The organism is Ruegeria sp. H7, assembly GCF_056532945.1.
Genome location: NZ_JBQFNZ010000001.1, coordinates 205,928 through 218,262, shown reverse-complemented (window position 1 = coordinate 218,262; position 12,335 = coordinate 205,928). Strand labels below are relative to the sequence as shown.

9 protein-coding genes are annotated in these 12,335 nt (G+C 60.9%); 8 read left to right on the top strand and 1 reads right to left on the bottom strand.

The annotated features are described in order from the left end of the window. Positions 1-116 precede the first annotated feature (116 nt). The 4 genes from folE2 (at position 117) to ACR0AC_RS01000 (ending at position 5,288) form a co-directional block, all read left to right on the top strand. Positions 117-1,217, top strand: a complete 1,101-nt coding sequence (folE2, locus tag ACR0AC_RS01015; RefSeq protein WP_170451469.1) for a GTP cyclohydrolase FolE2 — start codon at positions 117-119, stop codon at positions 1,215-1,217. 285 nt (positions 1,218-1,502) lie between these two features. Continuing rightward, a complete protein-coding gene (locus ACR0AC_RS01010; protein WP_170451467.1) occupies positions 1,503-2,210 on the top strand; it encodes a hypothetical protein in 708 nt (235 codons plus the stop codon). Between the two features lie 52 nt (positions 2,211-2,262). Further along, positions 2,263-3,711 carry a TrkH family potassium uptake protein gene (locus ACR0AC_RS01005; protein WP_170451465.1) on the top strand — a complete coding sequence of 483 codons (1,449 nt, stop codon included), beginning with the start codon at positions 2,263-2,265 and terminating at the stop codon, positions 3,709-3,711. Further along, a complete protein-coding gene (locus ACR0AC_RS01000; RefSeq protein ID WP_480871668.1) occupies positions 3,711-5,288 on the top strand; it encodes a 5-guanidino-2-oxopentanoate decarboxylase in 1,578 nt (525 codons plus the stop codon). The genes ACR0AC_RS01005 and ACR0AC_RS01000 overlap by 1 nt, the downstream gene beginning before the upstream one ends. A 52-nt stretch (positions 5,289-5,340) precedes the next feature. Here ACR0AC_RS01000 and ACR0AC_RS00995 read toward each other — a convergent pair whose 3' ends face one another. Continuing rightward, a complete protein-coding gene (locus ACR0AC_RS00995; RefSeq protein ID WP_480871667.1) occupies positions 5,341-7,083 on the bottom strand; it encodes a serine protease in 1,743 nt (580 codons plus the stop codon). 206 nt (positions 7,084-7,289) lie between these two features. Between ACR0AC_RS00995 and ACR0AC_RS00990 the strand changes: the two genes are divergently transcribed. From ACR0AC_RS00990 to glyS, 4 genes are all read left to right on the top strand, one after another. Next, complete coding sequence (locus tag ACR0AC_RS00990; RefSeq protein ID WP_480625869.1) at positions 7,290-8,219, top strand: glycine--tRNA ligase subunit alpha; 930 nt, start codon at positions 7,290-7,292, stop codon at positions 8,217-8,219. A gap of 155 nt (positions 8,220-8,374) precedes the next feature. Then, positions 8,375-8,899, top strand: coding sequence for a DUF6446 family protein (locus tag ACR0AC_RS00985; RefSeq protein ID WP_170451459.1), 525 nt, complete (start codon positions 8,375-8,377; stop codon positions 8,897-8,899). A 6-nt stretch (positions 8,900-8,905) separates the two neighbouring features. Continuing rightward, positions 8,906-10,120 carry a sodium/glutamate symporter gene (gene gltS, locus ACR0AC_RS00980; protein WP_170451457.1) on the top strand — a complete coding sequence of 405 codons (1,215 nt, stop codon included), beginning with the start codon at positions 8,906-8,908 and terminating at the stop codon, positions 10,118-10,120. Between the two features lie 9 nt (positions 10,121-10,129). Then, positions 10,130-12,313 (top strand): glycine--tRNA ligase subunit beta, encoded by a 2,184-nt coding sequence (glyS, locus tag ACR0AC_RS00975; RefSeq protein WP_170451455.1) that lies wholly within the window; start codon positions 10,130-10,132, stop codon positions 12,311-12,313. The last annotated feature ends 22 nt before the right edge of the window (positions 12,314-12,335 follow it).

Genomic DNA, 12,335 nt, shown 5'->3' with positions numbered 1-12,335 from the left:
GCCGCAAACGCGTCACTCATTTCGATCCGGACTGCTATTGCACGCGTAGTAGGTTTATCTGGCAAATAACTTGCCGTGGTATATATCAATGACGACCAATCGAGGAACCTCAGTCCATGAATGTTCACCCGCGCGACATTGACACCCCGGATCGTGATGAAGCTGCTGCTGCCCTGAAGGTGCTGCGGAAATGGGCCGAGACTGCGTCGTCGCTGGAAATCTCTCAGCTTGATCCGGCGGTTGCGCGTCTTTTGCCGGGGACGGGTGCGGTGAATTATCCGACCCTTGCGCGGGACTATCCCGATGGCTTTGCCGTGGACGCCGCCTATCGTGCATCGCTGCCCGATCTGCAAAACGGCCCGTCCAGTCTGATCCGTGGCGCAAAGCAACAGATTCAGCATGTGGGGATTTCCAATTTCCGACTGCCGATCCGGTTCCACCGCAAGGACGGTGATGTCCTGACGCTGGAAACCTCGATCACCGGCACGGTGAGCCTTGAGGCCGAGAAAAAGGGCATCAACATGTCCCGGATCATGCGGTCTTTCTACAAACATACCGAGCGGACGTTCAGTTTCGAAGTGATGGAATCGGCGCTGAGCGATTATCTGACCGATCTGGACAGCTTTGACGCGCGTATCCAGATGCGGTTCTCCTATCCGATCAAGGTGAAAAGCCTGCGGTCGGGGCTGGAAGGGTACCAGTATTACGACATTGCGCTGGAACTGGTGGAACAGAACGGCGTTCGCCAGAAGATCATGCATCTGGACTATGTCTATTCGTCCACGTGCCCCTGTTCGCTGGAGCTGAGTGAACATGCAAGGTCTCAGCGCGGGCAGCTTGCAACGCCACACTCGCAACGGTCGGTCGCCCGGATTTCGGTTGTCGTGGATCGTGACGCGGATTGCCTGTGGTTCGAAGACCTGATCGAACTGTGCCGCCGCGCGGTTCCGACCGAAACACAGGTCATGGTCAAACGCGAGGACGAGCAGGCGTTTGCCGAATTGAACGCCGCCAACCCGATTTTCGTCGAGGATGCCGCGCGTCTGTTCTGCGCCGAGCTGCTGGCAGATCACCACGTCGGCGATTTCCGCGTGATTGCCAGCCATCAGGAAAGCCTTCACAGCCACGATGCGGTATCGGTTCTGACCGAAGGGCCGACATTCGAATCGGCCAGCCTTGATCCCAGATTGTTTGCGACTCTGTTCCACGTGGGATGAACCGCGGCCGGTAAGCGGCTGAAAATTCATCGCATAGTGCGACTACCAGCGTTTTTTCGCCGCAATGCAGCAGAAATGCTGCAATTGCGCAGTCGTTTGAGGTATGGATGGTCCTGAATGCAGCTGCGGCACGCCTGCGTACTGTGTGCGTGCCGCCCCGGAGGGACACCGAGACGTGCCACGCCTTGGACTGCAATACCCAACCTGCCGCCCGAGCGATCGGAGCGGGGCGGGTCTTACACTCTCACAGACCTGGCTGCATCGCTACTACAGGAGAGACATGTAATGAATCCGATTACCCAACCGCTGGAACTTCAGGCAGCGGCGTTTCGCGTGGCAGGTTACGCCATGGTGAGCCAAATCAAGATCATGCAGATCATGGCGCGTTCGGCGTTGGAACTGCCCATGGCCCCGGTCCACGCGTTGCACAATACGGCATCCAAACCCGCTCCGGCAGAGGCCAAGCCCGTTGCGACCAAACCGGTTGCCAAGCGTGCAGCGGCGACCCCGGTCAAGAAACCTGCGGCGGCCAAGCCCAAATCGGCACCTGCGGCCAAGTTTACCGCGAAACCACGCGCTGTGGCCAAACCGGCTGTGAAGCCCGAAGCTGAGGCGAAAGCACCCGGCAAAGCCGCAGCGCCCGCGCCGAAACTTGCGGCACCTGTTGCAAAGACCACCGAGGCAAAGCCGGCACCCGCAAAGCAAGCTGCAGCGAAACCTACGCCGGAAAAAACGGTGGTGGTCAAAACTGCGCCCAAGACTCCGGCTGCCAAACCCGCCCCACGCAAAGCAGCGGTCGCAAAAACCGCGCCCAAGGCCAAAACTGCCCAAGCGCCGAAACCTGCGGCCAAGCCTGTTCAGGCGGCTCCGGCAAAAGCGCCCGAGACGGCAAAACCTGCCGCTTCCGAGGCGCCTAAGCCGCAGGCACGCCGCACCCGGGCGCCTTCAAAACCACCGGTGATGCCGCAACCTGTTGCAAAATCCGACGAGTAATCGCGGATCATCGGCTTGACACGGTCGGGCAGGCGCGCCAACGCTGCGCCTCATGATGGACATTCGCCCGGTCGGATATGTGATTGGCTTGCTGGTCGCCATTCTTGGGGCGACCATGCTGTTTCCTATGCTCGCGGACCTGATCGAAGGGCGCGGCGAATGGTATGTATTCCTGGAAAGCGCGATCATCACCATGCTGACCGGGTCGGTTCTGGCCATGAGCTGCTCGAACGGGGTGGGCGAGGGGCTGACCATCCGGCAGACCTTTGTGCTGACAACCGGCGTCTGGGTCGCGCTGCCGGTCTTTGGCGCGATCCCGTTTCTGTTCGGTGAAACGGAACTGCGCTTTGTCGACGCGTATTTCGAGGCGATGTCCGGCCTGACGACCACAGGCTCGACCGTAATATCCGGGCTGGATGATCTGCCACAGGGCCTTTTGTTGTGGCGCGGCATCCTGCAATGGTTGGGCGGCATCGGCATCATCGTTGTCGCCATGGTGTTCCTGCCCGAGCTGCGCGTGGGTGGGATGCAGATCTTCCGCTCGGAAGGGTTTGAAACCATGGGAAAAATCCTGCCGCGCGCGCAAGAGATTGCGGGCCAGATTTCCCTGATCTACGTGTTTCTGACACTGGCGTGCGGACTGGTGTACGCCAGCTTCGGGATGAGCTTCTTTGACGCCACAGTTCATTCCATGACCACCATCGCAACGGGTGGCTTTTCGAACTACGATTCCTCGTTCGCGACCTTCACCGGTCCGGCGGAATATGCGGCCTCGGTGTTCATGATCCTCGCCGCGCTGCCGTTTGTCCGCTATGTGCAATTGGCCAACGGCAAGACCAACTCACTTTGGCAGGACAGTCAGATCAAGGCGTTTCTGGCGACGATCTTCGTTCTGGTCGTTGTCATGGCCGTCTTCCTGATGTCCGTCTTTCCGCACCACTGGGAGCGCGCCTTCCGCGAGTCGCTGTTCAACATCACCTCGATCATCTCGGGCACCGGCTATGCCAGCGTCAACTACATGACCTGGGGCAGTTTCCCGGTGATGCTGTTTTTCCTGATCGGCCTGATCGGCGGCTGCGCGGGCTCGACCGCCTGTTCGATCAAGGTGTTCCGGTATCAGCTGTTGTTTGCGTCGATCAAAACCCAGATTCGGCGTATCCGGTCCCCGCATGGGGTGTTCATGCCGCTTTACGACGGACGCCCGGTCAGCCGCGATGTTCTGACTTCGGTCATGAGTTTCTTCATGTTCTTCGTGTTGTCCATGGGCGTTCTGTCCTGGGCGCTGGCCCTGACGGGGCTGGATTTCATCACATCGGTCTCGGGCGCGGCGACGGCGCTGGCCAACGTGGGGCCGGGGCTGGGCGATCAGATCGGTCCGGCGGGTAATTTTGCCGGGCTGAACGACTCGGCGAAATGGCTGCTGACCATCGGCATGCTGGTCGGACGGCTCGAGTTGCTGGCCGTTTACGCAATCTTCACCGTTCAATTTTGGAGAAGCTGATGAAAAGAGCTCTTGGCGCGCAGATCTCGCATATGCTCAGGGATCGTGGCGTTGACGTGATCTTTGGTATTCCCGGCGTTCACAATCAGGAAATGTACCGTGGCATCGAAGAGGCCGGGATCACCCATGTTCTTGCCCGGCACGAGCAGGGGGCAGGCTTCATGGCCGACGGATATGCGCGCGCGACGGGCAAGCCGGGCGTGGCTTATGTGATCACCGGTCCGGGTCTGTGCAACATAATGACGCCGATGGGGCAGGCCTATAGCGATTCGGTGCCGATGCTGGTTCTGTCGTCATGTCTGGATGAGACGCAGGCGCAGCGGGGGCAATTGCATCAGATGAAGGATCAGCAGGCGGCTGCGGGCACAGTGGCCGACTGGTCGTCTCAGGCGAACACCGCACAGGCCGCCTATGGCCTGATCGAGCGCGCATTTGAAGAATTCGAACTGTCGCGACCCCGTCCCAAGCATATTCAGGTACCGATTGCCCGGCTAGAGGCCGAGGCCGAACCGGCCCCGTTCCCAAATCAGCCAGCACTGCGGACCAAAGCATTGCCGCCGGATGTGGCGCCGGTTGTGTCCCTGCTGAACATCGCGAAACGCCCCTTGTTCATTCTGGGCGGCGGATGTCGGTCGAATGACTGGCGGCAGATTCTGACGCAGGTGGGTGCCGCCTGTTTCACCACCTATGCCGGGCGCGGCATGGTTGGCACGAACTATCCCCTGGACTTCGGCTCAATGTTGCCGCGCCCCGGTAGTGCCGAGGTGATCGCCTCGGCCGATCTGGTGATCGCGGTGGGGGCTGAATTGGGTGAGGTCGATCTCTGGCGGCGGGAACTGGGGCACTCGGCCACTCTGATCCGCGTCGATCTGGACCCCGAGGTGCTGTCTGACCATCACCGTGCTGCGGTCAAAATACAGGCAGACAGCGCAAGCTTTGCCCGAGCCTTATGGATGGCGACCGAAGACGCGAAACCGGCCACGGGCTGGTCGCAGGACGAGGTGGCCGAGGCCCGCGCCCGCTGGCGGGCCGAGGTTGATGCTGAACGGCCCGGTATCGTTCCGATCCTTGACGCTTTGCGCGCCACGATGCCCGCCGACACGATGATCTATTCCGACATGACCCAGTTCGCCTACGTCGCGAAAGAGGTCTGGGATTTGGCCTATCCCCACCATTGGCACCACCCGACCGGCTTTGGCACCTTGGGCTATGGCCTGCCAGCGGGGATTGGCGGGGCTGTGGCGCGGCGAGGCAAACCAACCGCTGTGATCGCCGGGGATTACGGGTTTCACTATACGATGCAGGAACTGGGCGTTGCGGTCGAACTGGGCCTGTCGCTGCCGATCTTCCTGTGGGACAACGGCAAGTTGAAAGAGATTGAGGACAGCATGGTCCGTAGCCAGATCGCGCCAAATGCGGTTGTGGCGCGCAATCCCGATTTCTGCAAACTGGCCGAGGCGTTTGGGGCACGGTCCGCCGCGCCAGGCACTCTGGCTGCACTGCAAGAGGCGGTGAAGGCCGCGTTTGCTGCGCCGGCTCCAACGCTGATCCACGTCACGCCGGAGATCCTGAAATAAGAAAACGCCGCAGAATTCTGCGGCGTTTCTTTTTCTGCGGATAGGGCTGGGATCAGTCCCAGCAATGAACCAGAACAGTCATTCCCGTTGCGCGGCGGTTCAATTCGTTCGGCGAGATTTGCGTTGCCTCCTCAGGGCCGGACTGACCGGAAACGCCTGCCTGTGTCAGAACGTCCGTCAAACGATCTGCAGTCGCCGCAAGGCTGACCGAGGCGGGCAGGGTGCGCCCTTCGGTGGGTGTCGGCAGCAACATGCCCACCACATTGCCGCTGTCGTTGAACACGGGGCCTCCGGCATCGCCGGGCTGGGCGTTCAGGGCCAGACGTTTGACCCCTTCTTCACCGTCCAGACCACGGACATCCGCGATTTGCCCGTAGGTCAGGGTCGGGGCGCCCAGTGCGCCCTGATAGGAATACCCGGACACCGCCACTTCGGACTGAATGCGCGGGGTGCCTGCGCTGAAGGCGGCAACGCTCATCGGGGCCAGGCTTTGGTTGGGGCGCAAGACAGAAACACCCAGATCGGTATCGGTCCAGGCGACCTGAACCTCCTGATCGCCATCCAGTGTGATCCGGGTGCAATTGTCCGCTGCCTCGGACACGGTCAGCACCGCGCCGTTTGTGTCGGCAAAAAACCCCGAGCGGGACAGGCGCGGTTTGCGCACTTGCAGGCCCGAGACCAGATCGATCCGCTGATCCAAATTGGCCCCGGCGGTTGCGTCCAGAACCGCGTCGGTGGTCGCAAAGCTGGACGCCATGGCCGCCAGAACGCGCAGGCGGCGCGCCTCATCGCCTTCGGGCCAGACCAGCGTGAATCCTTTGATCCGCCCGTCTTCCAGCTTGGCTTGCGTGAACGAAACAACGCCATTGCCGCGCCCTTCCAGCGAGAACCGGTCGCCACGCAACTCGCGCGGCCCGTCCAGCGGCACGATTTCCAGCGATTGCATTACCTCATACAACGCGCGCAGCGTGGATCTGTCGCCTTCCTGAGAAATCAGCAGCGCCTTGGCTCCGATATCCGAACCAGACTTAAAATGGGCAAAGGGGGCTTCGTAGCGATCAAACGCCAATGCCTGCAAAGGCATGTCCATCGCAACACCGGCCTTATCGTCCACATATTGCGCCATGCCAACGCTGATCAGCGGCGCGTTGTAGTCATCAATCAGCGCCTTGCGCTGCAAGGTGGTCAGAACGCCTGTCGGCTCATAGCCGTTAAAGCGCTGCCAGTCGCCCATCGACCGGCGGGTGCCTTGCCCGAATGCTCCGTCGATGGTCGAGTTATAGAACCCTGCGGCCTGTAGCGCGGTTTGCAGGTCCTTCCGTTCCTGCGCGCTCAGCAGTCGTTCGGATTGCAGCGCCTGCGCGCGGGTTTCGTCGGACGCCTGCGGTGTCACCTCGGACAGGTTTTGTTCCGGCTGCGGTTCGGGCTCTACCGGTGGTGTGGCGATTCCACGGTCCAGCAGGTTGGCGCCGACCGGCCAGAACTGCTGACCAAAGGCGCTGGAGAATGCGATGAAGCTGTCGCGGGGGATTTCCCCTTCGGCGCGGTAGACGCGCAGAACCTGTTCGGCATCGCTGCGGGCGTAAGGCCCAATGACGATGGCGTACCAGCCGCTGTTCAGACGAAACCCGTTCACATCGGGCAGGGCGCTGGCGTAAACCTGCGCGCGCTCCTGCGCCTCGCGCAAGGAAGGCTGAGCCTCGACCTGTACCCAAACGCCCTGGTCTTGCTGAGCGGATGCGGCGTGCAGGCCGAATAGAAGAAACAAAAGAAATGCCGTTAAAACTCGTGTCATTGTCTGCCCGTTTATGCAGTGTTGGTGCTTTGGCGCAGAATACGCGATTTCGTCCTTCAAATGCCATGGCGGGAATACGGGGAATTTACGGTGTGGCCGTGCAGATACAGCATGGGGCCATTGGCCCGTTGACGCCCCTTGGCCCCTTGCATAGGAAGGGCAAAACCGACCGGAACAGGGCGCAAGCGACGCCCAAAGGGAATGTCATGACCGAACCGTCCAGCGCACCTCGTTCTTTTCAGGAAATTATCCTGCGGCTTCAGACCTATTGGGCGTCCAAGGGCTGTGCGATCCTGCAACCCTACGACATGGAGGTCGGGGCAGGGACCTTCCATCCGGCGACCACCTTGCGCGCGCTGGGATCCAAGGCCTGGGCCGCGGCCTATGTGCAGCCCTCGCGCCGCCCGACCGACGGGCGGTACGGTGAGAACCCGAACCGGTTGCAGCATTACTACCAGTATCAGGTGCTGATCAAACCCAGCCCGCCGGATCTGCAAGAGCTGTATCTGGGCTCGCTGCAGGCCATCGGCATCGATATGGACCTGCACGACATCCGGTTCGTCGAGGATGACTGGGAAAGCCCCACCCTGGGCGCCTGGGGGCTGGGATGGGAGGTCTGGTGCGACGGGATGGAGGTCAGCCAGTTCACCTATTTCCAACAGGTCGGCGGCCATGACTGCGCCCCGGTCTCGGGCGAGCTGACCTATGGGTTGGAACGTCTGGCGATGTATGTGCTGGGCATCGATCACGTGATGGACATGCCGTTCAACGACCCGCAATCCCCCAGTCCGCTGACCTATGGCGACATCTTCAAACAGACCGAAGAGGAATACGCCCGCTGGAATTTCGATGTCGCCAATACCGAGGTCCTGTTGCGCCATTTCGAAGAGGCCGAGGCCGAATGCGCCTCCATTCTGGCGCAGGAACATGACGACCCGAAAACCGGCAAGCGCATCATCATGGCGCATCCCGCGTACGATCAATGCATCAAGGCGTCGCACATCTTCAACCTGCTGGACGCGCGGGGCGTGATCTCGGTCACCGAGCGGCAGGCCTATATCGGGCGCGTGCGGGCGCTGGCCAAACAATGCGCGGATGCCTTTGTTCAGACCGAGGCCGCAGGGCACGCGGCCTGATGCGTCCAACGGGAAACACGACCTCAAAGGGCACAGGGAATTGGTGACCTTGGACTGAGAGTTAGACAGCGGGCGACGGGCGGACTGTACTGTCCCGTAGCACGCGCTACCTCTGAAATACCTGAGAAAGACTGCGAACGAAGGACCTTCAAAACATGACTGGCAAATTGCTCGCCATCCTTCTTCTGGTGTCCGCCGCGCTTGCGGGCGGCGGGATGTATTATTTGCAGGTCTATGGGTTCTATTACGATGTCGCACCATCGCCAGGTGAGGACGTGGCGCTGTTGGTCGACGGGGCCGATGCACCGGTTGCGATCGAATATTCGGGTTTTCAGGCGATCGACGCCGACAGTTCTCCGATCCGGTTTCGGGCCTGTTTCGACACCGATCTGACGCTGGATGAGTTGCAATCGACGTACCAGTTGGCGGACGAGGCGACCCCCCTGACCGCGCCGGGCTGGTTTGATTGTTACGATGCGGTCGCTCTGGCAGATGCTCTGAAATCCGGTCAGGCGCAGGCATTCATCGGGCAGAAGAATATCCACTATGGTGTGGATCGGATCGTGGCTGTCACACAGGATGGCAAAGGTTACATCTGGCACGCGCTGAACAATTGTGGCGAAAAGGCCTATGACGGCACCGTTGTAGGCGAAGAATGCCCGCCCCGGCCTGAAAGTTAAAACGCCATGGACGCGCAGACCCTGCAGATCCCGGATTTTCTAACGGCGACGCTGGGCTTCGCGGTCTACCTGATCGGGGCCGAGGTCAACGCTCGGGTCGCGGCGCTGCGCCAGTTCAACATCCCCGAGCCGGTGACCGGAGGTCTGTTGGCGTCTCTTGTCGTTTTGGGGCTGTATCTTCTGTTCGATCTGGAACTCGGCTTCGGCCTCGCGGCCCGTGATTTCCTGTTGGTTGTGTTCTTTGCCGGGATCGGCCTGAATGCGCGGCTGTCTGATTTGATTGCAGGCGGCAAGCCACTGTTTTTGCTTCTTGTTCTGACGCTTGCGACCATCATCTTCCAGAACGTGATTGGTGCTGCCGGGGCGGTGACGTTCGGCTATCCCGCGCAGGCCGGGGTGCTGTTTGGCTCAGCCTCCCTGATCGGCGGGCACGGAACGGCGATTGCCTGGGCCCCGGATGTGGCCGAAGTGACTGGCCTGGACGGTGCGACCGAGTTGGGTGTCGCGGTGGCGACCCTTGGCCTTGTTCTTGCCGCGCTTGTCGGCGGGCCGATTGCGCGGGTTCTGGTCGAGGGCCGGAACCTGCAACCGGCGCGCCCGGATGAGGAACACACAATCGGCCTTCCCGATGATGCGGACGAGCGCAATTCCAAGATCGATCACCTGACGATCATGCGCGTCCTTCTGCACCTCAACCTCGCGATCATCTTCGGATATGTGCTGAGCGAGGCGATCACGGCCGCCGGGTTGAAACTACCGCTGTTTGTTCCGTGCCTGATCATGGGAATCGTGATCGCCAACCTACGCGACTGGATTGCCCCGAATGCACCGCAAGTGTCGCGCACACCTTCGCTGGCGTTGATCTCGGAATTCTCGCTGGGCGCGTTTCTGGCCATGTCGCTGATGAGCCTGCAGCTTTGGACAATCGCGGAACTGGGGCTGGCCATCGTCGTCATCATGACGGCGCAAACCCTGTTTGCCGTCGTCTTTGTGATCTGGGTTCTGTTCCCCGTCATGGGCTCGAACTACCGCGCCGCCGTGCTTGCAGCAGGGTTCGGGGGCTTCGCCCTTGGCGCAACCCCCACCGCGATTGCCAATATGACCGCCGTAACCAAGCGATATGGCCCGTCGCCTATTGCCTTTATCGTGCTGCCCCTTGTATCCGCATTCTTTGTGGATATCGCCAATGCCATCGTCATCCAGACGATCGTTTCATTCTAAGGACCGAAAATGCCCGACCTGCTGATCGAACTGTTTTCCGAGGAGATCCCCGCGCGTATGCAGACCCGCGCCGGTGAGGACCTGAAAAAGCGGATCACCGATGGTCTGGTCGAGGCCGGTCTGACCTATGCCGGGGCCGCCGCCCTGACCACGCCCCGCCGCCTGACACTGGCAGTCGAAGGGCTGCTGGCTGAAAGTCCGACGATCCGCGAGGAACGCAAAGGCCCCAAGGTAGGCGCGCCGGACAAAGCGATCGAGGGCTTCCTGCGTGGCGCGGGCCTGACCCGCGACCAGCTTGAGGAGCGTGACACGCCCAAGGGCGCAGTCTATTTCGCGACCATCGAAAAAGCCGGGCGTCCGGCGGCCGAAATCGTGGCCGAGGTGCTTGAGGCGACCATCCGCAACTTCCCCTGGCCCAAGTCGATGCGCTGGGGCAGTGGCCCGATGCGCTGGGTGCGGCCTTTGCACTCGATCCTCTGCATTCTAAATGATGAGACCGGCGCACAGGTCGTGCCGTTGGAGGTCGAAGGGATTACTTCCGGCGATACCACCGCCGGTCACCGTTTCATGGCTCCGGCCCGGTTCTCGGTTTCGTCTTTCGAAGACTACGCCGCTCAACTGAAACGCGCGTTCGTAGTCCTATCGCCCGGCGAGCGCGCCGAGCATATCTGGAACGACGCCCAGAACATGGCCTTTGCCGCCGGTCTGGAAGTGGTCGAGGATAAGGGCCTGCTGGCCGAGGTTGCCGGGCTGGTCGAATGGCCCGTGGTGCTGATGGGGCAGATCGACGAGGAATTCTTGGAGTTGCCGCCCGAAGTGCTGCAGACCTCGATGAAAGAGCATCAGAAATTCTTTTCCGTGAGGAACCCCAAGACCGGTCGGATCGAACGTTTCATCACCGTCGCCAACCGCGAAACCGCCGACAATGGCGCGACCATTCTGGCGGGGAACCAGAAGGTGCTGTCGGCCCGTCTGGCCGATGCGAAATTCTTCTGGGAGAACGACCTGCGCGTTGCCAAATCGGACATCATCCAATGGACCCGCGCGCTGGAGAATGTGACCTTCCACAACAAGCTGGGTACGCAGGCCGAGCGCATCGACCGCATCGCCGCGCTGGCCCGCGAACTGGCCCCGGTGACCGGCGCGGATGCAGATCAGGCCGAGAAAGCCGCACGTCTTGCCAAGGCCGATCTGAGTTCCGAGATGGTCTATGAATTCCCCGAACTTCAGGGGCTTATGGGGCGGTACTATATCGAAGCCGCAGGCGAGGACACCGCCGTGGCTGCTGTGGCACAGGAGCATTACTCGCCGCTGGGGCCATCGGATGACGTGCCCACTGCGCCGCTGTCGGTGACCGTGGCGCTGGCCGACAAGCTGGACACGTTGACCGGGTTCTGGGCGATTGATGAGAAGCCGACCGGTTCGAAAGACCCGTTTGCGTTGCGACGGGCAGCGCTAGGTTTTGTTCGGTTGGCGTTAGAGAATGACTTGCACCTTAATGACACACCGAGTTTTCGGGAAATTCTTGCGATGGGCTACAATGGTCATGTCTACCCCAACCATTGGCGTCGTATGGGCAAGCCTATGGGTGAGTGGAATGATCAAGACCGCAAGGACGACGAAGCGGCATTGGCACTTTATGATCCAGAAAAAACACTCAAAATAATCGAAGACCTTCTCGCCTTCTTCCACGACCGCCTCAAAGTCTTCCTCCGAGACGAGGGCATCCGCCACGACGTGATCGACGCCTGTATCGCGATGGAGGGGAATGACGACCTCAACCTGCTGGTCAAACGCGCCCGCGCTCTGAATGCGGTGATCGCGACCGAGGATGGGGAGAACCTCGTGCAGGGCTTCAAACGCGCCAACAATATTCTGACGCAGGCCGAGGAGAAGGACGGCGTCGAATACTCCTACGGTGCGGATGTGAAATTTGCTGAAACGGACAGCGAAAAGGCGCTGTTTGCCGCGCTGGATCAGGCGCAGGCGCAGATTGATCCGGCGCTGAAGGCCGAGGATTTCCCGACCGCCATGGCCGCCATGGCCGCCTTGCGTGGCCCGGTGGATGCGTTCTTTGAGGATGTGCAGGTCAACACTGACAACGACATCCTGCGCCGCAACCGTCTGAACCTGCTGAGCCAGATCCGCACGATCTGTTCCAGCGTCGCCGATCTGACCAAGATCGAAGGCTAAGACACCGGGCGCGCGGCCTTGC

Bases quoted from the DNA above. Each gene is read 5' to 3' on its own strand.
- gltS (WP_170451457.1), top strand. From the start codon at position 8,906: ATGGACGCGCAGACCCTGCAGATCCCGGATTTTCTAACGGCGACGCTG.
- ACR0AC_RS00995 (WP_480871667.1), bottom strand. From the start codon at position 7,083: ATGACACGAGTTTTAACGGCATTTCTTTTGTTTCTTCTATTCGGCCTG.
- ACR0AC_RS01005 (WP_170451465.1), top strand. From the start codon at position 2,263: ATGATGGACATTCGCCCGGTCGGATATGTGATTGGCTTGCTGGTCGCC.
- ACR0AC_RS01010 (WP_170451467.1), top strand. From the start codon at position 1,503: ATGAATCCGATTACCCAACCGCTGGAACTTCAGGCAGCGGCGTTTCGC.
- ACR0AC_RS00985 (WP_170451459.1), top strand. From the start codon at position 8,375: ATGACTGGCAAATTGCTCGCCATCCTTCTTCTGGTGTCCGCCGCGCTT.
- folE2 (WP_170451469.1), top strand. From the start codon at position 117: ATGAATGTTCACCCGCGCGACATTGACACCCCGGATCGTGATGAAGCT.
- glyS (WP_170451455.1), top strand. From the start codon at position 10,130: ATGCCCGACCTGCTGATCGAACTGTTTTCCGAGGAGATCCCCGCGCGT.
- ACR0AC_RS01000 (WP_480871668.1), top strand. From the start codon at position 3,711: ATGAAAAGAGCTCTTGGCGCGCAGATCTCGCATATGCTCAGGGATCGT.
- ACR0AC_RS00990 (WP_480625869.1), top strand. From the start codon at position 7,290: ATGACCGAACCGTCCAGCGCACCTCGTTCTTTTCAGGAAATTATCCTG.